A 20,543-nucleotide genomic window follows, 5' to 3' on the forward strand; every position below is an offset into this window, starting at 1 on the left:
ATCAGTGAGCGGGCATTCTTGCTGGGGGAATAACGGCGTTGGTCATCTTTGTTTTCTCCTCGCTCTTTTCCACTCGCGACTTCACTGAGCTGTCTGTGCGGAAGAAGTCCCACGGCAAGAGTATCGTATCCATGACGGCGGTAAAGGGCATATCCAGGATTGCCAGCGATTTGGTGCCCCAGTTTGTATCACTGCTGCCGATCATTTCGGCGCTGGCGCGTGTGCCGGGGTAGGTCCCCTCTTTGCCGCCGGTATGTGACATTACGCTGGAGCAGCCACCCAGTAAAACCAATCCACTGCACATCATCAGCGTTAACAACACATTTTTTATCATGATTTATTCATCTGTTGATTATCGATGTTTGCATGATGAGTTATAGCGATCCGTCGCGAAAAATAACATCACCATCACGTCGCACTGTGGCGCTTATCGCACTTTAACAATGTGTGCTGTTCACCCAGTCTATGCGATAGACAACAAACTGCAAAAAAAGTCCCCTGCAAGCGCTTGAAAAGTTCATTTCCAGACCCATTTTTAGGGTGTAGGCAAATAAAGAGCACGCCTGATGGGTGTTCTGGCTACCTGACCTGTCCATGATGGAAGGTCAACTATTCTCGCTGATTTCAGGAGCTATTCATTATGCGTAACTTTGACTTATCCCCGCTGTACCGTTCTGCCATTGGTTTTGATCGTCTGTTTAACCTCTTAGAAAACAACCAGAGCCAGAGTAATGGCGGTTATCCTCCGTATAACGTCGAACTGGTGGATGAAAACCATTACCGCATTGCGATTGCCGTTGCAGGCTTTGCGGAAAGCGAACTGGAAATTACCGCTCAGGATAATCTGCTGGTGGTAAAAGGCGCTCACGCGGATGAGCAAAAAGAACGTACCTATCTCTACCAGGGCATCGCAGAGCGTAACTTTGAACGCAAATTCCAGTTAGCAGAGAACATTCATGTTCGCGGCGCTAACCTGGTGAACGGTCTGCTGTATATCGACCTGGAGCGCGTGATTCCAGAAGCGAACAAACCGCGCCGTATCGAAATTAACTGATTCAGTCAGGTCGCCGTTGGCGGCCTGTTATCCCCATGCTCGCCGTCAGGGAGCATATGCGAATCTGAGGATTCGCTGGGTATTACTCGCTTCTTAGAAGGAGATGATTATCATGCGTAATTACGATTTATCCCCACTGCTGCGTCAATGGATCGGTTTTGACAAACTGGCCAACGCCCTGCAAAACACCGGTGAAAGCCAGAGCTTCCCGCCCTATAACATTGAAAAAAGCGATGACAACCACTACCGCATTACCCTCGCGTTAGCCGGTTTCCGTCAGGAAGATCTGGATATTCAGCTGGAAGGCACGCGCCTGACCGTAAAAGGCACGCCAGCGCAGCCGGAAAAAGAAACCAAATGGTTGCATCAGGGGCTGGTGACACAGCCATTCAGTCTGAGTTTTACTCTGGCAGAAAATATGGAGGTCAGCGGCGCGACCTTCACCAATGGGTTATTGCACATTGATTTAACCCGCAACGAGCCGGAAACCATCGCTCCGCAGCGTATCGCTATTAGCGAACGTCCCGCGTTAAATAGCTAATCCAGGACTACCTGTAGGCCGGATAAGGCGTAGCCGCCATCCGGCAAATCGCCCCGCCAGCAATGACGGGGCATTTTTGTGCGTGAAAGCACACTAAATCACGTTGTTGTAATAGATGTTTCACTGTAAGAATATCCAGTACAAAAGCTCTTTAACGAAGGAATGTTTTTATGAGTGAGCATCAACCATTTGAAGTAATGAAACAGCTTGATGATAAAGGTACTGAGTTTTGGTCAGCGCGCGCACTGGCTAAGGCTCTTGAATATTCAGAGTATCGACATTTTGTACCCGTGCTGAAAAAAGCTGTGGAATCATGCCGTACCAGCGGCCAGTTAGCCTGCGACCATTTCGAGGAGATCCTCGCTATGGTACGGATTGGTTCCGGTGCGTGTCGGGAACTGAAAGATATGAAGTTATCCCGCTACGCCTGCTATCTGGTCGTTCAGAATGGGGACCCTTCAAAACCCGTCATTGCGGCAGGGCAAACGTACTTTGCCATTCAAACCCGACGCCAGGAATTGGCCGATGATGCCGCTTTTAAGTCCTTGCGCGAAGATGAAAAGCGCCTGTTTTTACGCAATGAACTGAAAGAACATAATAAGCATCTGGTTGAAACTGCTCAGCAGGCTGGTGTCGAGACCACTTTTGACTTTGCTATCTTCCAGAACCATGGCTACAAGGGGTTGTATGGTGGTTTGGATCAGCGAGCCATCCATGAACGTAAGGGATTGAAGAAAAACCAAAAAATACTCGACCATATGGGTTCAACTGAACTGGCGGCGAACCTTTTTCGGGCGACTCAAACGGAAGAAAAGCTGCGTAGGGATTCTGTTAATACGAAGCAGCAGGCCAACCAAACGCATTACAATGTCGGGCGTAAAGTCCGCCAGACCATCGAGGATCTGGGGGGAACAATGCCTGAAGCGCTGCCTTTACCAGAAAAAAGCATTCAGCAACTTCAGATTTCTATTAAGAAAAAGACCTGAAACGCCCTTGCAGCGGGCATCTCAGGGGCGTTGTAACGTGATAATGTGCGCCATGCTGCATATATGCCTGAACGGTTCAGTCATAATCCACGTAAATTGAAATGTTATTCACAGGGAAAAGAAGATGAGTGATATAGCATTGACGGTCAGCGTTCTGGCGTTGGTGGCGGTTGTCGGGTTGTGGATCGGCAATATCAAGGTGCGGGGTGTCGGTTTTGGCATTGGCGGCGTACTGTTCGGCGGGATTATCGTCGGCCACTTTGTCGATCAGGCCGGGATGACGCTGAGCAGTGACATGCTGCACTTTATCCAGGAATTCGGCCTGATACTCTTCGTTTACACCATTGGTATTCAGGTGGGGCCGGGGTTCTTTGCCTCTCTGCGCGTCTCAGGGTTGCGCCTTAATCTCTTTGCCATCCTGATTGTTATTATCGGTGGGCTGGTTACCGCCATTCTGCATAAAATCTTCGCTATCCCGCTACCGGTGGTGCTGGGGATTTTCTCCGGCGCGGTCACCAATACGCCAGCGCTGGGGGCCGGGCAGCAAATTCTGCGCGATCTGGGAACGCCAATGGAAGCGGTAGATCAGATGGGGATGAGCTATGCGATGGCCTATCCTTTCGGGATTTGCGGTATTTTGCTCACCATGTGGCTGATGCGGATGATTTTCCGCGTCAACGTGGAGGCGGAGGCGAAGCAGCATGAAGACACGCTTAGCAATGGACACTCGTTAATCCAGACCATGAATATCCGTGTTGAGAACCCGAATCTCAACAATATGGCGATCCAGGATGTGCCCATCCTGAACAGCGATAAAATCATCTGTTCGCGTCTGAAACGCGACGAGACGCTGATGGTGCCTTCACCGGGAACGATCATCCAGTCGGGCGACCTGTTGCATCTGGTGGGACAGCCCGCCGATCTGCATAACGCGCAGCTGGTCATTGGTCAGGAGGTGGACACCTCGCTCTCAACGCGAGGGACGGATTTGCGCGTTGAACGCGTCGTGGTCACTAACGAAAAGGTGCTCGGAAAACGCATTCGCGACCTCCATTTTAAAGAGCGCTATGACGTGGTGATCTCCCGTCTGAACCGTGCGGGCGTAGAGCTGGTGGCCAGTAGCGACGCCAGCCTGCAATTCGGTGACATCCTCAATCTGGTTGGCCGTCCCTCTTCAATTGATGCGGTGGCCAATGTTGTGGGTAACGCCCAGCAAAAACTGCAACAGGTGCAGATGTTACCGGTGTTTATCGGTATTGGTCTGGGCGTGCTGTTGGGGTCGATTCCGTTGTTTGTCCCTGGATTCCCGGTAGCGTTAAAGCTGGGACTGGCGGGCGGGCCGCTGATCATGGCGCTGATTCTGGGACGTATCGGCAGCATCGGCAAGCTGTACTGGTTTATGCCGCCAAGCGCCAACCTGGCGCTGCGTGAGCTGGGGATCGTGCTGTTTCTCGCGGTGGTCGGGCTGAAATCTGGCGGTGACTTTATTGATACGTTGACTCAGGGTGATGGTCTGAGCTGGATTGGTTACGGCATCTTTATTACTGCCATTCCGCTGATTACCGTCGGTCTTCTGGCGCGTATCTTTGCCAAAATGAACTACCTGACGCTATGCGGGATGCTGGCGGGGTCAATGACCGATCCGCCTGCACTGGCGTTCGCTAACAACCTGCATGCCACCAGCGGCGCGGCGGCGCTCTCCTACGCCACCGTTTATCCACTGGTAATGTTCCTGCGGATTATCACCCCGCAACTGCTGGCGGTGCTTTTCTGGGGGTTAGGCTAGGTCAGGTTTGCATCCGGGTGGACGCGCCGTAAATGGTAGTCCACCTGGTATTCGCTGGCATTTCTGAACATGACCGAATAATTCAAAAATTCCCCGCTGTCGCTGTAAGAAAGCGATGTGATCCGCAGTAGCGGCGTTTGCTCGGGGACGTTCATTTGCGCGGAGAGCTGTTTATCGGCCAGTACAGGCGTCAGGCTTTCATAGTTGCCACTGATGGTGATGCCGCACTCTTTCTCAATATAATCAAATTTCGACCCTTCCAGGTGGATCAGCGAGAGGTTACGGAACAGCCTGACGGGCATATAGCTGTCTTCCAGCATCAGCGGTTTACCATCCACATAGCGCACGCGGCGGGAAAAGTAGATACGTTCGTTGATCTGAATCCGCAACTGGCTGGCAATGGCGGGGGGCGCAGGCATCACTTCAAATACCAGCACCTGGCTGGTGACCTCTTTTCCCTGACGCCGCAGCACTTCCGCCAATCCGGTCAGGTTGGTGGTTTCATGATGAACGTCTTTACGCGCCACGTATGTGCCGCTCCCGTGCCGCCGCACCACCAGTCCCCATCCCACCAGCATATCGACGGCTTTGCGGATGGTCATTCGTGACACAGCAAACTCTTCCGCCAGCTTTTTTTCACCAGGCAACGGGCTACCGATGTTGTAATCAGATGAGTTGAGCCGGATTCTTAGTCGTTCCGCTATCGATTTGTAGATCACTACCAGACCTCTTTTTCCCTTTAATTTCCGCGCTACGAACCTTTTGATGTCTAACTTTTATGTAAAAAGTAGACATCATTGACTGAATTAAAACCATGAATGCGATCACGAATCGAAGCGGCGCGTCATGTTCTCAGAATCGCAACTACCTATTCTCGTATCAGGCCAGCAATCACTACAAAAAAGGCCTCTCCCTACTGGTTGTTATATGAGGATGTAAAAATGCTCAGTCAAATACAACGCTTTGGCGGCGCTATGTTTACCCCGGTACTGCTGTTCCCGTTCGCCGGTATCGTCGTGGGTATCGCTATCATGCTGCGCAACCCGCTTTTTGTTGGCGAAGCGCTGACCGATCCCAACAGTTTATTTGCGCAAATCGTTCATATTATTGAAGAAGGCGGCTGGACGGTTTTCCGTAATATGCCGCTGATTTTCGCCGTCGGCTTGCCAATTGGCCTGGCTAAACAGGCGCAAGGCCGAGCTTGTCTGGCGGTGCTGGTCAGCTTCCTGACATGGAACTATTTCATTAATGCCATGGGCATGACCTGGGGTCATTTTTTCGGCGTGGACTTCAGCGTAGATCCGACGGCAGGCAGCGGTCTGACGATGATGGCCGGAATAAAAACGCTCGATACCAGCATTATCGGCGCCATTATGATTTCGGGCATCGTCACCGCGCTGCACAACCGCTATTTCGATAAGCCGTTGCCCGTGTTCCTCGGTATTTTTCAGGGCACGTCGTTTGTGGTGATTATCGCGTTCCTGGTGATGATCCCCTGCGCCTGGCTGACGCTGCTCGGCTGGCCAAAAGTGCAGATGGGCATTGAATCCCTACAGGCTTTCCTGCGTTCAGCGGGCGCGCTGGGCGTGTGGGTCTACACCTTCCTCGAACGTATTCTGATCCCGACAGGGTTACACCACTTCGTCTATGGCCCCTTCATTTTTGGCCCGGCGGCGGTAGAAGGTGGCATTCAGGTTTACTGGGCGCAACACATGCAGGCGTTCAGCCAGAGCACGGAATCGCTGAAGACGTTATTCCCGGAAGGCGGTTTTGCCCTGCACGGTAACTCAAAAATCTTTGGCTCCGTCGGGATTGCGCTGGCGCTCTATTACACCGCATCGCCAGAAAACCGGGTGAAGGTCGCCGGTTTGCTGATCCCCGCCACGTTGACCGCTGTACTGGTGGGCATCACGGAACCGCTGGAATTCACTTTCCTGTTTATTTCTCCGCTGCTGTTTGCCGTACACGCGGTGCTGGCGGCCTCAATGGCGACGGTGATGTATATCTGCGGCGTGGTAGGAAATATGGGTGGCGGACTGCTGGATCAGTTCTTACCGCAAAACTGGATCCCGATGTTCCACAACCATGCCGGAATGATGTTTACCCAGATAGGCATTGGGCTGGCATTCACCGCCCTCTATTTTGTGGTTTTCCGCACCCTGATCCTGCGCTTCAACCTGAAAACGCCGGGTCGTGAAGAGAGTGAAGTCAGACTCTACAGCAAAGCGGATTACAAGGCCGCGCGTGGACAGACAACGGCGCCCGCGCCGGACGCAAAACTTGGGCAGGCCGCCGGGTTCCTCCAGGCGCTGGGCGGCGCGGGCAATATCGAAAGCATTAATAACTGCGCCACGCGCTTACGTATCGCGCTCCACGATATGGCGCAGACCCAGAGTGATGACGTCTTTAAAGCGCTGGGCGCGCACGGCGTGGTTCGCCGTGGCAATGGCATCCAGGTGATTGTCGGCCTGCATGTGCCCCAGGTGCGTGACCAGCTTGAAACGCTAATGAAATCCCCCTTATCGACCGAACAAATCCCCATGACGGAGGCAGTATCATGAAAAAATTCTCAGTGGTTATCGCAGGCGGCGGCAGCACATTTACGCCGGGCATCGTATTGATGTTGCTGGCAAACCAGGACCGTTTTCCGCTTCGCGCGCTGAAATTCTATGACAACGACGGCGCTCGCCAGGAAGTGATTGCTGAAGCGTGCAAAATCATCCTTAAAGAGCAGGCGCCGGAGATTGAGTTTAGTTACACCACCGATCCCGAAGCAGCGTTTACCGATGTTGATTTCGTGATGGCGCATATCCGCGTGGGCAAATACCCGATGCGGGAAAAAGACGAAAAAATCCCGCTGCGCCACGGCGTGTTAGGCCAGGAAACCTGTGGCCCGGGCGGGATTGCGTATGGGATGCGTTCTATTGGCGGCGTACTGGAGCTGGTGGATTACATGGAGAAATACTCCCCGAACGCGTGGATGCTGAACTACTCCAACCCGGCGGCGATAGTGGCCGAGGCGACGCGCCGTCTGCGCCCGAACGCCAAAATCCTCAATATCTGTGATATGCCGATCGGCATTGAAGGGCGGATGGCGCAGATTGTCGGCCTGCAAGATCGTAAGCAAATGCGCGTGCGTTATTACGGGCTGAACCACTTTGGCTGGTGGACGTCGATTGAGGACTTGCAGGGTAACGACCTGATGCCGAAACTGCGGGAATACGTCGCGAAACACGGTTATGTTCCGCCATCTAACGATCCGCATACTGAAGCGAGCTGGAATGATACGTTCGCCAAAGCGAAGGATGTGCAGGCACTGGACCCGGACACCATGCCGAACACCTATCTGAAATACTATCTGTTCCCGGACTATGTGGTGCAGCACTCGAACCCGGCGCGCACGCGTGCTAATGAGGTGATGGATCACCGCGAAAAACAGGTATTTGGCTCCTGTCGCGCGATTATTGAAGCGGGCCACTCCTCCGCTGGCGAGCTGGAAATTGATGAACACGCGTCTTATATCGTCGATCTGGCAACGGCAATCGCCTTTAATACGCAGGAACGGATGCTGCTGATTGTGCCAAACAACGGGGCGATTCATAACTTTGATGATGAAGCGATGGTGGAGATCCCTTGCCTGGTGGGGCATAACGGGCCGGAGCCTCTGACGGTTGGCGATATTCCGCAGTTCCAGAAAGGGCTGATGAGCCAGCAGGTGGCCGTCGAGAAACTGGTGGTCGATGCCTGGGAGCATCGCTCCTATCAGCGTCTGTGGCAGGCGATTACGCTCTCCAAAACCGTGCCGAGCGCGTCTGTCGCCAAAGCGATTCTTGATGATCTGATTGAAGCCAACAAAGAATACTGGCCTGAACTGCACTAATCTTGTTGACCGGCATCCAGCGGGTGCCGGTCAGGATGTTTCAACACCGCCGACGGCGCGTAGCCAAATTTATGCTTAAATGCTTTGCTGAAATGAAATGAGTCAAAGAAGTTGAGCATATCCGCTACCTGACCCACCGTATTCCCTTCCTGTTTTAACAGCGATAATGCCAGTTCCAGCCGGGTGTCCAGATAATATTCTTTCGGTGTTTTCCCGGTATAGCGTAAAAACAGACGACGCAGCCAGGCTTCGCTACAGGGGATCGTGGCTGCCATATCCGCCACGCTCCAGCGGCGTTGCAGGCTGGCATGTAACGCTGCAATTAACTTTTCAACCTGTATGCGTTGTGGGTCTTTTTTCCCGTTTGAGTCAATAAGACAAATCCACTGATAAATAATTTTCGTGAGAAACGCGACGGCGAGATTATTTTTAATCGGTTCCGGGCGGGTAATTAATTGTGAAACTTCGGCCAGTTCCTGATTATAAACATCACCATTATAAATAATGCTTTGTTGTCGGATAGGAATATCCATAATACTGGTTGGGGTAAACTCCATCCAGTATTGCTCCCACAATAAACCTTCGCAATGGTAAGACTGTATATCGGTGGGTTTTAAAAAGATAATGCAGTTGCCGTTTAATGTAATTTGCTCACCGTCTTTCAGCAGGATTTTCCCGCACCCCTGTACGGTATAGACCGCGACCCACGAATTGGCAATTAGCGGCTTTTTCTTATCTCGCGGCCATATAACACGGTAATTTTCGTCAGCGTAGGTATGCCACAGCGAGATCAATGAAATTCCGCTGGAGATCACATTTTCATTAATCAACAGGGGAATATTGTACGTAGTTTCGTTTTTTACATGCGAACTTAGCAAGTTTCCATTCATTTTATTTTCTCGCCGGAGAATGATGCCCACAACCTGAACATAACAGAAAGTGAATGCTTCAGGGAGGCGATGTTTGTAATTAAGAAATCTGACTGCCTGACCCGGCATGCTTTACCTCGTGTTGACCCTACCGTTGCCGGGACATAATGAAAAACAAGGGCTATGAGATGAATACGCTACAAATTTTGAGCTTTGTTGGTTTTACGCTACTGGTGGCGGTTATCACCTGGTGGAAGTTACGAAAAGCGGATACCGGTTCGCAGCAGGGATATTTTCTGGCGGGACGTTCGTTAAAAGCGCCGGTTATTGCCGCCTCGCTGATGTTAACTAACCTCTCAACGGAACAACTGGTGGGATTAACCGGCCAGGCTTACCGCAGCGGTATGTCGGTAATGGCATGGGAAGTCATCTCCGCAATTCCGCTTATTTTTCTGGCGCTGATCTTTCTGCCACGCTATCTGCAACGCGGCATTGCAACGATCCCGGATTTTATTGAAGAGCGCTATGACAAAACTACCCGCATCATTATTGATTGCTGTTTTTTGATTGCGACGGGAATCTGTTTTTTACCCATCATTCTGTATTCCGGCGCGCTTGCCTTTAACAGCATGTTTCATGTCACTGAAACCTTTGGTATTTCACAACATACGGCGATCTGGCTGATGGCTGTCGTGCTGGGGATTAGCGGCATCCTGTATGCTGTCGTCGGCGGGATGCGGGCGATTGCTATTGCCGATGTGATTAACGGTATCGGTCTGGTGATTGGCGGCCTGATGGTGCCGCTGTTTGGTCTGATGGCGATGGGGAAAGGCAGTCTGAGCGAAGGTATTACGCGCTTAACCCAGGATCACAGCCAGATGCTGAACTCGATTGGCGGCAGCAACGACCCGGTGCCGATTGGCGCGGCGTTGACCGGGCTTATCCTGGTCAATACGTTCTACTGGTGCACCAACCAGGGGATCGTTCAGCGTACGCTGGCATCAAAAAGTTTATCGGAAGGGCAAAAAGGGGCGCTGCTTACGGCGGTGTTGAAGATGCTGGACCCGCTGATTCTGGTGCTGCCGGGCGTTATCGCTTTTCATCTCTTTCAGGATCTACCGAAAGCAGACATGGCCTACCCGGCGCTGGTGAACAAAGTGATGCCGCTGCCGCTGATTGGCTTTTTTAGCGCGGTGCTGTTTGGCGCGATTATCAGCGCATTCTGCGGTTTTTTGAACAGTGCTTCGACCCTGTTTAGCCTCGGTATCTATCGCCGACTGATTAATGAACAGGCCAGCCCCGATAAACTGGTCACTGTTGGTCGTCGCTTTGGCTTTATTGTGGCCGTGATCTCCGTGCTGGTGGCGCCGTGGATCGCCTATGCGCCGCAAGGGCTCTACAGTTGGATGAAACAGCTCAACGGGATTTATAACGTGCCGTTGGTGACCATTGTTATTATGGGCTTCTTCTTTCCACGTATTCCGGCGCTGGCTGCGAAGGTCGCAATGGGACTCGGTATTGTCAGTTACATCACCATCAACTACCTGGTGAAATTTGATTTTCATTTCCTCTATGTGCTGGCCTGTACCTTCTGTATCAACGTCGTGGTGATGCTGCTCATTGGCGTGATTAAGCCGCGTGCAACGCCGTTTAAATTTCATGATGCGTTTGCGGTCGACATGAAACCGTGGAAAAACGTGAAGATCGCCGCCGTTGGCGTCTTGTTCGCGATGATTGGCGTCTATTCTGGTCTGGCGCAGTTTGGTGGCTATCAGACCCGGTGGCTGACCATTCTCAGCTACGCTATCACCGCTGCGGTGGTTGTTTACCTGATTTACAGCTCATGGCAGACGCGCCATTCCGCGCCTGTGGTTTATGTTTCTGACGCTAAGGATAAAGCATGACCCGTCCGAATTTTCTGTTCATTATGACCGATACACAGGCGACCAATATGGTGGGCTGCTATAGCGGTAAGCCACTGAACACGCAGCATATTGACAGCCTGGCCGCTGAAGGGATTCGTTTTAACTCCGCGTATACCTGCTCGCCGGTGTGTACGCCAGCCCGCGCGGGGCTTTTTACCGGTATTTATGCCAATCAGTCCGGCCCGTGGACGAACAACGTCGCACCGGGGAAGAACATCTCCACGATGGGGCGTTATTTTAAGGATGCAGGCTATCACACCTGCTATATCGGCAAGTGGCACCTCGACGGGCACGATTACTTTGGCACCGGCGAGTGCCCGCCTGAGTGGGATGCCGACTACTGGTATGACGGCGCGAACTACCTTTCTGAACTGACGGAGAATGAAATCAGCCTGTGGCGTAACGGACTGAACAGTATTGAGGATTTGCAGACCAATAATATTGATGAGACCTTTACCTGGGCGTATCGCATCAGCAACCGGGCGGTTGATTTTCTCCATCAGCCAGCGAGAGATGACGAACCGTTCCTGATGGTGGTCTCTTATGATGAGCCGCATCATCCGTTTACCTGTCCGGTTGAGTATCTGGAGAAGTATCAGGATTTTTATTATGACCTGGGCGCGAAGGCGCAGGATTCGCTGAGCAATAAACCTGAGCACCATCGGCTATGGGCGCAGGCGATGCCGTCCCCGGTGGGCGATGATGGCTGTTATCATCATCCGCTCTACTTTGCCTGCAATGACTTTGTTGACGATCAGATTGGGCGGGTGATCAATGCGTTAACCCCGGAACAACGTGAGAATACCTGGGTGATTTATACCTCCGATCACGGTGAAATGATGGGGGCGCACAAACTCATCAGCAAAGGGGCGGCAATGTATGATGACATTACCCGCATCCCGCTGATTATGCGCCCGCCGCAGGGAGCGCCGCAGCAGATCGATACGCCGGTCAGCCATATTGACCTGCTGCCTACGATGATGGCGCTGGCGGGGATTGATAAGCCCGATATTCTTCCGGGTGAAAACATCCTGGCCGTTGAAGCGCCGCGCGGGGTGATGGTGGAGTTCAACCGCTATGAGATCGAGCATGACAGCTTTGGCGGCTTTATTCCGGTGCGCTGCTGGGTGACGGATAACTGGAAGCTGGTGCTGAACCTGTTTACCAGCGATGAGCTGTACGACAGGCGTAATGACCCGGATGAACTGCATAATCTGATTGCTGCGCCGGAATTTGCCGGTGTTCGCAGTCAGATGCACGACGCGCTGCTGGATTACATGGATAAAATCCGCGACCCGTTCCGTACGTACCAGTGGAGCCTGCGTCCGTGGCGTAAAGATGCCCGGCCGCGCTGGATGGGGGCATTCCGCCCACGCCCGCAAGACGGTTATTCTCCGGTGGTACGTGATTACGATACCGGTTTGCCCACGCAAGGCGTGAAAGTAGAAGAGAAAAAGCAGAAGTTTTGATGCGTTATGCCCGGTGGTGCTACAAAAGCGCAATACCGTAGGCCGGATAAGGCGCTTACGCCGCCATCCGGCAATAATTTAAAGGAGCCGTCATGAAGATTTCCCGCCTCGGAGAAGCGCCGGATTACCGCTTCTCGCTGGCAAATGAGCGTACCTTTCTGGCGTGGATTCGCACCGCGCTGGGGTTTCTGGCGGCGGGCGTCGGGCTTGACCAACTCGCGCCGGACTTCGCCACGCCGGTGATTCGCGAACTGCTGGCGCTGCTGCTGTGTCTCTTTGCGGGCGGCCTGGCGATTTATGGCTATCTGCGCTGGCTACGCAACGAAAAAGCGATGCGTCTGAAAGAAGACCTGCCGTACACCCATAGCCTGATGATAATCAGCCTGATGCTGATGATTGTTGCGGTGATTGTCATGGCGCTGGTGTTGTATGCCGGATAGCCGCAAAGCCCGCCGTCAGGTTGATCCCGGTCTACAGCCGGAGCGCACGTCGCTGGCCTGGTTTCGTACCCTGTTAGGCTATGGCGCATTGATGGCGCTGGCGCTGAAACATAACTGGCATCAGGCGGGGTTTCTGTTCTGGGTTTCTATTGGCGTGCTGGCGATTGTCGCGCTCATTCTCTGGCGCTATACCCGCAGCCGTAACCTGATGGATGTGGCGCACAGTGATTTTTCCGAATCTCGCGCCGTGCGTGACAAATTTTTGATCTCTCTCGCGGTGTTGTCCCTCGCAATACTGTTTGCTGTAACGCATATTCGTCAACTTATCGTCTTTATTAGGGATGTTGCATGACAGGATGTCAGGTCATGGCTAAACCGGCCAGCTCACGTTGTAACCTTGATTGCCATTACTGTTTTTATATCGATAAACCCTCTCAACCCGTTATGGATGACGCGACCTTAGAGGCTTTTATTTGCCAGCATATTGCCGCGCAGCCGGTTGATGATGTGCTGTTTGCCTGGCAGGGCGGAGAGCCGACGCTGTGTGGACTCGATTTTTTTCACCGCGTGGTCGCGTTGCAAAAACGCTATGGGGAGGGGAAACGCATCCAGAATACCTTCCAGACTAACGGCATTTTACTCAGTGACGAGTGGTGCCGATTCTTACGCGATAACGGCTGGCTGGTCGGTATCTCACTGGATGGCCCCGCCGATTTACATGATGCTTATCGCGTTAGCCGTAGTGGAAAACCAACGCATCATAAGGTGGTGGAAGCGATAGCAAGGCTGGTTGCCCATCGCGTGGACTTCAACCTGCTGGTGGTGGTGAATCGGCTGAACAGCCAGCAGCCTGCGCGTATGTATCGCTATCTTCGCCAGCTTGGCACGCCTTTTCTTCAGTTCATTCCGTTGGTTGAACGTGACGATAGCGGCAAACTGACCGCTGATTCCGTGACGTCGGAAGACTGGGGGCATTTTCTCAACGATGTGTTTGATCTCTGGGTTCGGGAAGATATTGGGCGCGTTTTTGTGCAACTGTTTGATTCGATGCTGGGCGTGTGGAGCGGGCATCCGGCACAAATGTGCGCGCTTAGCGAAACCTGCGGTCACGCGTTCGCCCTGGAAGCAAACGGCGATCTCTATCAGTGCGATCACTATGTCTACCCGGCGTTCCGGCTGGGTAATATCCATCAAACGCCGCTACATATGCTAAACGCCAGCCCGCAGGCGAGAGAATTTGGACAGCAGAAAAAATCAACGTTGGGGGCGGATTGCCTGGACTGCGCCTTATTGCGATTCTGCAACGGTGATTGTCCAAAGCATCGGGATTTAAGCGGGAAAAGCGTGCTGTGCGGCGGGTATAAAGCGTTTATTAACCACACGTCTCCGCATATGCGCGTCATGCGGGATCTGATTAAACAGCATCGCTCACCGATGGAGCTGATGGCGATGCTGCGTTAAGGTCAGTGACGTTTAGCGCCCTTTCGCCAGGTACTGCGCCATCTCTCCTTCCGGCACCATACCGCCGCCGGTCGCCCACACCAGATGCGTGGCGTGATTAAGCTGCTCAGCGCTGAAGGCGTGCATCTGCTGGTAATCCGTCGAACGGCAAACACGCTGCGGCCCGGCCATTCCCGCCAGTGCGGAAGGCTCCAGGCGAATACCTTCTTCCTGCGCCAGCCAACCCAGCATGTCGTACATCGTCCGATCGTCGAGGGTGTACAGCCCGTCCAGCAGACGTTCCATTGCCCGCCCTACAAACCCGGATGCGCGCCCCACCGCCAGGCCGTCTGCCGCCGTCAGGTTATCGACGCCAATCTCCTGGACGGAAATGGCATCATGCAGACCGGTATACACGCCCAGTAACATGCACGGAGAGTGGGTTGGTTCGGCGAAGAAGCAGTGGACGTTGTCGCCAAATGCCAGTTTCAGACCAAAAGCCACGCCGCCAGGGCCGCCGCCAACGCCGCACGGCAGGTAGACAAACAGCGGATGGTCGGCATCCACCACGCGCCCCTGCTGCGCAAACTGAGCCTTCAGGCGCTGCCCGGCCACCGCATAGCCCAAAAACAGCGTGCGGGAGTTTTCATCGTCAATAAAGAAACAGTTTGGATCGGACTGTGCCGCTTTGCGTCCTTGCTCAACCGCTACGCCGTAATCCTCTTCGTATTCCACTACCGTTACGCCGTGGCTGCGCAGTTTGGCTTTCTTCCAGGCGCGGGCGTCGGCGGACATATGCACCGTCACCTTAAAGCCGATACAGGCGCTCATAATGCCAATCGACAGCCCCAGATTACCGGTTGAACCCACGGCAATGCTGTACTGGCTGAAGAACTGCCTGAACTCCGGTGAAAGCATTACGCTGTAGTCATCTTCGGTCGTCAGCAGACCCGCCTCCAGCGCCAGTTTTTCCGCGTGGGCCAGCACTTCATAAATCCCGCCACGGGCTTTTATCGAGCCGGAAATCGGTAAGTGACTGTCTTTTTTCAGCAGAAGTTCGCCGCTGATTTTCTGTCTGTACTCTTTTTCCAGCCGCTGCTGCATTGCGGGGATGATCGCCAGTTCAGACTCAATAATCCCGCCGGTTGCGGCGGTTTCCGGGAAGGCTTTTGCCAGATACGGCGCGAAACGGGCCAGGCGGGCATGCGCATCCTGTACATCCTGCGCTGTCAGACCAACATAGGGTAAACCTTCCGCAAGAGAGGTGGTGCCTGGGTTAAACCAGGTCGTTTCTTTGAGGGCGATCAGATCCTCTACCAGAGGATACTGAGCGATGAGTGAAGTCATTTTAGCGTTTTCCATAATACGTCTCTTTGCGCTTAGATGATAAAGGAAAGCAGGAATGTGCCCGCCAGAGCAACAACCGACGCGATAAATGTCGCGGTTGTATAGTACTTAAATGTTTCATTCAGGGTGGCACCGCAGTATTGCTTCACCAGCCAGAAGAGGGAATCGGTCACGATCGTGCAGCCAATCGCGCCGGAACCGATGGCAATGGCGATGATCTCCGGGCTGACGTTGGGGTAGAGCGGCAGCATCGGCGCGACAATCGCCGTCGCGCCCATCATCGCAACCGTTGCGGAACCCACTGCGGCGTGCAGAATCAGCGCCACCAGCCAGGCCAGCAGAATCGGGTGCATGTGCATATTGGAGAGGATCACCGCCAGCGTATCCGCCAGACCGCTGCTTTTGAGGATAGCGTTGAACGCGCCGCCTGCACCGATAATCAGCAGGATGTTAGCAATCGAGCCAAAGCCGTTTTCGGTATGGGTCAGCAACGTACCCATACCGATATGCTGACGCAGGCCGAGAATGTAATAGGCCACGAAAACGGCGATAAACATTGCGGTGATCGGGTTGCCGATAAACTCCAGCAGCGTATACAGCGTGCCGCCCTGCGTCATATTCAGTTCGGCAACGGTTTTTACCAGCATCAGGCCAATCGGCAGCAGGACGGTAAACAGCGTCGCGCGTAAAGAAGGCAGCGTATTTTCATCGCGCACTTCGAGATCCGCAAACTCCGTCGGCACCGGCTTAAACGGCAGGCGGTTGCCGAGGAACTTCAGGAATAGCGGCCCGCCGACCAGCGACGCCACCAGCCCAACCAGCAAACCGTAGACGATAACGGAACCGATATCCGCGCCCAGCTTATTCGCCACAAACAGCGCAGCCGGATGCGGCGGCACCACGCAATGCACCGCCATTAGCGCGGTACACAGCGGAATAGCCAGCTTCAGCAGCGACGTGTTGGTTTTCTTCGCTATCGAAAATGCCAGTGGGATGAGCAGTACCACACCCACTTCCACAAACAGCGTGATGCCGCAAATCAGCCCCACCAGCACCATGATCACGTCAGCGGAAAGCCAGCGGCAACGCTGGAGCGTCAGGCCGATCCGTTCTGCCGCGCCGGACACTTCCATCATTTTGCCGAGAATGGTTCCGAGACCGATGACGGCGGCGAGGAAGCCTAACGTGCCGCCAATACCGCTTTCAATCGCATTGACCATCTCCAGCGGCCCCATGCCCATCATCGCGCCCACAAAGAAACTGGCCAGCAGCAGTGCCAGAAACGGGTGGAATCTGAATTTCACGATGGTCAGCACGATTAGCACGATGCTTACCAGCAGCGTGCTCACAACCCAAATTTGAGAGTGCATATCTCACCTTACCCTGTGATTAACATAGGCGTATTGGACGAAAAAACGGCACTTGCTGACAAACGATATAAATTGCCCTTCACATGAACCAGATTGAATCAAAAGGGTGATTTGCATCCAATAATGGTCTGTTTATGCGATATGGTTCACTTTGATTCATCTTTACGCTGATTTTCCAGGCGCATTTTTTTACACTGCAAAGCCAAAAAGAGGTCACAGAGGCGGCGATGGAACCCTTACGCGACGGCAGAAACCGTTTACTCAACGGCTGGCAATTATCAAAGCTGTACACCTTTGAAGTGGCGGCCAGGCATCAGTCTTTTGCGCTGGCGGCGGATGAGCTGTCGCTAAGTCCCAGCGCGGTCAGCCATCGAATCAATCAACTGGAAGAGGAACTGGGGATTCAGCTCTTTGTCCGTTCGCACCGCAAAGTGGAACTCACCCATGAGGGCAAGCGGGTATTCTGGGCGTTGAAATCGTCGCTGGATACGCTGAATCAGGAAATCCTCGATATTAAAAATCAGGAGTTGTCAGGGACGCTGACCGTCTATTCGCGGCCTTCGATTGCTCAGTGCTGGTTGGTGCCTGCGCTGGGAGACTTTACTCGCCGCTATCCGTCCATCTCGCTGACCATGTTGACCGGTAATGACAACGTGAATCTCCAGCGGGCAGGGATTGATTTAGCGATCTATTTTGATGATGCGCCCTCGGCGCAGCTGACGCATCACTTCCTGATGGATGAGGCCATTCTGCCGGTGTGCAGCCCCGAATATGCCCGTCATCATGACTTAACGAATGCGCGGGTTAACCTGCGCCACTGTACGCTCCTGCATGACCGACAGGCATGGAGCAACGACTCCGGCACTGATGAATGGCACAGTTGGGCGCAGCATTTTGGCGTGAATCTGCCGACATCGTCGGGTATTGGCTTCGATCGTTCCGATTTAGCCGTTATTGCGGCAATGAACCATATCGGCGTGGCGATGGGGCGTAAACGGCTGGTGCAAAAGCGTCTTGATAGCGGCGAACTGATTGCGCCTTTCGGCGAGATGACGCTGAAATGCCACCAGCACTATTATGTGACCACGCTGCCTGGCAGACAGTGGCCGAAAATCGAGGCGTTTATCGGCTGGTTGCAGGAGCAGGCGACGTAGCGTTTGCCACGCGAAGATTTATTGCATGTAAAGCCAGAAAGCGTGCTAAATACGTGATATGACTCCTGATGATTTGCTTAAGGACAATCGTGTTAAAGCCGCTTGCTTCTCTCTTCCTGCTCGTCAGCGCCACGGTGTGCGCGGCTCAGCCGCCGTTGACCGCTTCGCGCTATGCGCAGCAGCTTGGTGTGGGGATGGACGTTGACTGGGCGCGCACCGAACGGGGTATCCGGGAGTTTGATCCTCTGGTGGTGCGTGATTTCCAGGCGAAGGGATTTAAGCATGTGCGCATACGCGTCGCGGGAGAGCCGACGGAAGCGCGACTCATCCACCTGCGAAAACTGGTGGAGGCGTGTGAGCAGTATGGCGTGATTCCGATCATTGCTTATCAGGCCGATGAGTATAAAAACGACCCCAGCCCCGGCAATGAACAAGAGGTGATCAACTGGTGGGTAGCCGTCGCGCACTATTTTGCGCAACGTTCGCCGCTGCTGGGGTTTGACCTGATTTATGAACCGGCGGAGAAACTCAACCACAGCCAGGCTTCCCTGAACCGGGTATATGACAAAACCATCCGCACCCTTCACGCGATTGACCCCCAACGCATGATTTTTGTCGCGCCTCGTCTGCGCGCCGCGCCGGAAGCGTTGTCGGCCCTAAAACTGCCCCCGCAAAGCCAGAATTACGTGCTGGCGGAGTGGCATATCTTTCCGTGGGGGCCGTTGAAAAATAACGGTAAATACCCGTGGACGTCGGGCACGGCGGCGGAGAAAGCGGCGATTCGCGCGCGAATTAACGCCGCCGCGCGCTGGCAGCAAAAAACCGGCCATGCCAGTTGGGTTGGCGGCTGGGCGCCGGGCGAATCAATCAAAAATAACCCTTCCGCTTCGCAGCTCGCGTTTGCCCGATTTATGGCGTGCGAGTTGCAAAGGGTGAATATTCCGTATGCGATTAACGCGGATACGCAGTTTTATGACGGGGAAGAAGGGGCGTGGCGTCCGGCGCTGGAGCCGCTCCTGACCACGATGATCTCGCCGGTATGTGAAAAGCCCGGCGGGAAACCGGGCCATCATTCGATTAAATCGTCTGCCCCTGATGCGGCACACGCGACGCCAGCGGCAGCCAGCACAATAAAATCAGCAGCCCCATAAGCGTCATCAAAAAGCCGAGGCTACCCTGCCCGGTTTGCGGCAGCATCGCGGAGAGCCACGCCAGCACGCCGGAGCCGATGTTTTGCAGGCCGCCCACCAGCGCGCCAGCTGTTCCGGCAAGGAACGGGAAAGGTTCCATCGCGCCGCTGGTCGCCAGTGGGAACAGCATTCCGGCGCCGAAGAAGAACAGCGCGGCGGGGATCAGCAGCGTCCAGACGTTCATCACGCCAAACAGACCTGGGACCCACATCATGACGCCCGCCAACAGGCAACTGAATACCGACTGCCACATCAGCGTTGCGAAGCGCTTATTCGGGCGACCCGCAAACCACGCGCCGAAAAACGCCGCCGGAATTGGCAGAATAAACAGGATGCTCACCACCATGCTGCTCAGACCCAGCACCGCTCCCATCAGCACGCCGGAGCAGGCTTCAAAGACGGCGATTCCCGCCAGTCCGCCAATCAGCATCAGCAGATAACAGGTAAATGCGCCGTTGCCGAATAATGTTTTATAGCTGGCGATCAGGCGGGTACGTGGTGCGCCTGTGGGGCGCGTCTCCGGCATCCAGCGCGCCATACTGAAGGTGACGCCTGCGCAGAGAACCAGCAGGAAAACGTAACAGGCGCGCCAGTTCCAGACGGTATCCAGCAGTCCGCCAATCAGCGGCGCCAGCAACGGACTCACCAGAATCCCCATATTCAGCAGGCTGTTAGCGTGGCGTAACTGCGTACCTTCATACAGATCGCGCGGCAGCGTACGCGCCATCACGCCGCCGACGCCGGTGCCCATGCCCTGCAACGCGCTGGCGGCAATCAATACCGTCAGGCTGTGGGTGGTAATCGCGACCAGCGTAGCCAGCATAAAAATGGACATCCCGACGAGGATTACCGGGCGGCGCCCTACCCGATCGGAAAGCGGGCCGTAAAACAGTTGCGATACGCCGTAGGTGAGCAGGTAAGTGGCCATGACGCTTTGTACTGCCCCTTCACGAACGTTCAGTTCACGCGCCATATCGGCAATGGCGGGGATATAAATGGTTTGCGCCATCTGCCCGACGGCCACCAGTAATACCAACATCAACAACAAATTGACGCTTCTCTGCCTTTTCATTTCGCTGATTACTTTTTAAA

General features: G+C 54.0%; 19 protein-coding genes and 1 other annotated feature. Of the genes, 13 read left to right on the forward strand and 6 right to left on the reverse strand.

Translation table 11 applies throughout. The features are described 5' to 3' along the window. Position 1: 1 nt before the first annotated feature. Positions 2 to 334 (reverse strand): YceK/YidQ family lipoprotein, encoded by a 333-nt coding sequence (locus FD428_RS00060; RefSeq protein WP_012000796.1) that lies wholly within the window; start codon positions 332 to 334, stop codon positions 2 to 4. Between the two features lie 240 nt (positions 335 to 574). Next, positions 575 to 647: a sequence feature (ROSE (Repression Of Heat Shock gene Expression) occurs in the 5'-region of heat shock genes and acts as an RNA thermometer to modulate expression.), on the forward strand. Here FD428_RS00060 and ibpA point away from each other — a divergent pair. The 4 genes from ibpA (at position 641) to FD428_RS00080 (ending at position 4,367) form a co-directional block, all read left to right on the forward strand. Beyond that, complete coding sequence (ibpA, locus tag FD428_RS00065; protein ID WP_006687722.1) at positions 641 to 1,054, forward strand: small heat shock chaperone IbpA; 414 nt, start codon at positions 641 to 643, stop codon at positions 1,052 to 1,054. It overlaps the preceding feature by 7 nt. A gap of 112 nt (positions 1,055 to 1,166) precedes the next feature. Then, on the forward strand, positions 1,167 to 1,595 hold the full coding sequence (gene ibpB, locus FD428_RS00070) for a small heat shock chaperone IbpB (protein ID WP_047460126.1): 429 nt from the start codon (positions 1,167 to 1,169) through the stop codon (positions 1,593 to 1,595). Positions 1,596 to 1,765: 170 nt separating this feature from the next. Continuing rightward, a complete protein-coding gene (dinD, locus tag FD428_RS00075; protein ID WP_114848136.1) occupies positions 1,766 to 2,581 on the forward strand; it encodes a DNA damage-inducible protein D in 816 nt (271 codons plus the stop codon). A 124-nt stretch (positions 2,582 to 2,705) separates the two neighbouring features. Then, positions 2,706 to 4,367 carry a putative transporter gene (locus FD428_RS00080; protein WP_101744157.1) on the forward strand — a complete coding sequence of 554 codons (1,662 nt, stop codon included), beginning with the start codon at positions 2,706 to 2,708 and terminating at the stop codon, positions 4,365 to 4,367. Here the strand turns inward: FD428_RS00080 and FD428_RS00085 are convergent. Then, positions 4,364 to 5,086: a GntR family transcriptional regulator gene (locus FD428_RS00085; RefSeq protein WP_012000790.1), complete on the reverse strand. Its 723-nt coding sequence runs from the start codon at positions 5,084 to 5,086 to the stop codon at positions 4,364 to 4,366. The genes FD428_RS00080 and FD428_RS00085 overlap by 4 nt on opposite strands. A gap of 222 nt (positions 5,087 to 5,308) precedes the next feature. Here FD428_RS00085 and FD428_RS00090 point away from each other — a divergent pair, with 222 nt between their 5' ends. Both FD428_RS00090 and FD428_RS00095 read left to right on the forward strand, forming a co-directional pair. After that, positions 5,309 to 6,928 (forward strand): alpha-glucoside-specific PTS transporter subunit IIBC, encoded by a 1,620-nt coding sequence (locus tag FD428_RS00090; protein ID WP_071259109.1) that lies wholly within the window; start codon positions 5,309 to 5,311, stop codon positions 6,926 to 6,928. Beyond that, a complete protein-coding gene (locus FD428_RS00095; protein WP_047460135.1) occupies positions 6,925 to 8,247 on the forward strand; it encodes a 6-phospho-alpha-glucosidase in 1,323 nt (440 codons plus the stop codon). Before FD428_RS00090 ends, FD428_RS00095 begins: the two co-directional genes overlap by 4 nt. Here the strand turns inward: FD428_RS00095 and FD428_RS00100 are convergent. Continuing rightward, positions 8,244 to 9,137, reverse strand: a complete 894-nt coding sequence (locus FD428_RS00100) for a response regulator transcription factor (RefSeq protein ID WP_114848155.1) — start codon at positions 9,135 to 9,137, stop codon at positions 8,244 to 8,246. The genes FD428_RS00095 and FD428_RS00100 overlap by 4 nt on opposite strands. A 167-nt stretch (positions 9,138 to 9,304) precedes the next feature. Between FD428_RS00100 and FD428_RS00105 the strand changes: the two genes are divergently transcribed. The 5 genes from FD428_RS00105 to FD428_RS00125 all read left to right on the forward strand — a co-directional run bounded on the left by FD428_RS00105 (position 9,305) and on the right by FD428_RS00125 (position 14,411). After that, complete coding sequence (locus FD428_RS00105) at positions 9,305 to 11,020, forward strand: solute:sodium symporter family transporter (protein WP_024130074.1); 1,716 nt, start codon at positions 9,305 to 9,307, stop codon at positions 11,018 to 11,020. Then, positions 11,017 to 12,510, forward strand: coding sequence for a sulfatase-like hydrolase/transferase (locus tag FD428_RS00110; RefSeq protein WP_058668309.1), 1,494 nt, complete (start codon positions 11,017 to 11,019; stop codon positions 12,508 to 12,510). Before FD428_RS00105 ends, FD428_RS00110 begins: the two co-directional genes overlap by 4 nt. 92 nt (positions 12,511 to 12,602) lie before the next feature. After that, positions 12,603 to 12,950, forward strand: coding sequence for a YidH family protein (locus tag FD428_RS00115; RefSeq protein ID WP_012000784.1), 348 nt, complete (start codon positions 12,603 to 12,605; stop codon positions 12,948 to 12,950). Next, entirely contained in the window at positions 12,940 to 13,302 is a 363-nt protein-coding gene (locus FD428_RS00120; protein WP_012000783.1) for a DUF202 domain-containing protein, read from the forward strand. The genes FD428_RS00115 and FD428_RS00120 overlap by 11 nt, the downstream gene beginning before the upstream one ends. Beyond that, on the forward strand, positions 13,299 to 14,411 hold the full coding sequence (locus FD428_RS00125; protein ID WP_160117710.1) for an anaerobic sulfatase maturase: 1,113 nt from the start codon (positions 13,299 to 13,301) through the stop codon (positions 14,409 to 14,411). Before FD428_RS00120 ends, FD428_RS00125 begins: the two co-directional genes overlap by 4 nt. A 12-nt stretch (positions 14,412 to 14,423) precedes the next feature. Here FD428_RS00125 and dsdA read toward each other — a convergent pair whose 3' ends face one another. Continuing rightward, positions 14,424 to 15,752: a D-serine ammonia-lyase gene (dsdA, locus tag FD428_RS00130; RefSeq protein ID WP_114848134.1), complete on the reverse strand. Its 1,329-nt coding sequence runs from the start codon at positions 15,750 to 15,752 to the stop codon at positions 14,424 to 14,426. Positions 15,753 to 15,769: 17 nt separating this feature from the next. After that, positions 15,770 to 17,107, reverse strand: a complete 1,338-nt coding sequence (dsdX, locus tag FD428_RS00135; RefSeq protein WP_047460149.1) for a D-serine transporter DsdX — start codon at positions 17,105 to 17,107, stop codon at positions 15,770 to 15,772. 227 nt (positions 17,108 to 17,334) lie between these two features. Here dsdX and dsdC point away from each other — a divergent pair, with 227 nt between their 5' ends. Together dsdC and FD428_RS00145 are read left to right on the forward strand one after the other, a co-directional pair. Next, on the forward strand, positions 17,335 to 18,261 hold the full coding sequence (gene dsdC, locus FD428_RS00140; RefSeq protein ID WP_024130072.1) for a DNA-binding transcriptional regulator DsdC: 927 nt from the start codon (positions 17,335 to 17,337) through the stop codon (positions 18,259 to 18,261). An 89-nt stretch (positions 18,262 to 18,350) separates the two neighbouring features. After that, a complete protein-coding gene (locus tag FD428_RS00145; RefSeq protein ID WP_223849113.1) occupies positions 18,351 to 19,412 on the forward strand; it encodes a cellulase family glycosylhydrolase in 1,062 nt (353 codons plus the stop codon). On the opposite strand, the gene emrD is transcribed toward FD428_RS00145, so the two are convergent. Next, on the reverse strand, positions 19,339 to 20,523 hold the full coding sequence (emrD, locus tag FD428_RS00150; RefSeq protein WP_114848132.1) for a multidrug efflux MFS transporter EmrD: 1,185 nt from the start codon (positions 20,521 to 20,523) through the stop codon (positions 19,339 to 19,341). The two genes, FD428_RS00145 and emrD, sit on opposite strands and share 74 nt — an antisense overlap. Between the last annotated feature and the right edge of the window lie 20 nt (positions 20,524 to 20,543).

Origin of the sequence: Citrobacter sp. TBCP-5362 (genome assembly GCF_005406305.1) — a bacterium.
Classification (GTDB): domain Bacteria; phylum Pseudomonadota; class Gammaproteobacteria; order Enterobacterales; family Enterobacteriaceae; genus Citrobacter_B; species Citrobacter_B koseri.

Coding starts and splice junctions, on each gene's coding strand:
- FD428_RS00060 (WP_012000796.1), bottom strand. CDS start 334: ATGATAAAAAATGTGTTGTTAACGCTGATGATGTGCAGTGGATTGGTT.
- ibpA (WP_006687722.1), top strand. CDS start 641: ATGCGTAACTTTGACTTATCCCCGCTGTACCGTTCTGCCATTGGTTTT.
- ibpB (WP_047460126.1), top strand. CDS start 1,167: ATGCGTAATTACGATTTATCCCCACTGCTGCGTCAATGGATCGGTTTT.
- dinD (WP_114848136.1), top strand. CDS start 1,766: ATGAGTGAGCATCAACCATTTGAAGTAATGAAACAGCTTGATGATAAA.
- FD428_RS00080 (WP_101744157.1), top strand. CDS start 2,706: ATGAGTGATATAGCATTGACGGTCAGCGTTCTGGCGTTGGTGGCGGTT.
- FD428_RS00090 (WP_071259109.1), top strand. CDS start 5,309: ATGCTCAGTCAAATACAACGCTTTGGCGGCGCTATGTTTACCCCGGTA.
- FD428_RS00095 (WP_047460135.1), top strand. CDS start 6,925: ATGAAAAAATTCTCAGTGGTTATCGCAGGCGGCGGCAGCACATTTACG.
- FD428_RS00100 (WP_114848155.1), bottom strand. CDS start 9,137: ATGAATGGAAACTTGCTAAGTTCGCATGTAAAAAACGAAACTACGTAC.
- FD428_RS00105 (WP_024130074.1), top strand. CDS start 9,305: ATGAATACGCTACAAATTTTGAGCTTTGTTGGTTTTACGCTACTGGTG.
- FD428_RS00110 (WP_058668309.1), top strand. CDS start 11,017: ATGACCCGTCCGAATTTTCTGTTCATTATGACCGATACACAGGCGACC.
- FD428_RS00115 (WP_012000784.1), top strand. CDS start 12,603: ATGAAGATTTCCCGCCTCGGAGAAGCGCCGGATTACCGCTTCTCGCTG.
- FD428_RS00120 (WP_012000783.1), top strand. CDS start 12,940: ATGCCGGATAGCCGCAAAGCCCGCCGTCAGGTTGATCCCGGTCTACAG.
- FD428_RS00125 (WP_160117710.1), top strand. CDS start 13,299: ATGACAGGATGTCAGGTCATGGCTAAACCGGCCAGCTCACGTTGTAAC.
- dsdA (WP_114848134.1), bottom strand. CDS start 15,752: ATGGAAAACGCTAAAATGACTTCACTCATCGCTCAGTATCCTCTGGTA.
- dsdX (WP_047460149.1), bottom strand. CDS start 17,107: ATGCACTCTCAAATTTGGGTTGTGAGCACGCTGCTGGTAAGCATCGTG.
- dsdC (WP_024130072.1), top strand. CDS start 17,335: ATGGAACCCTTACGCGACGGCAGAAACCGTTTACTCAACGGCTGGCAA.
- emrD (WP_114848132.1), bottom strand. CDS start 20,523: ATGAAAAGGCAGAGAAGCGTCAATTTGTTGTTGATGTTGGTATTACTG.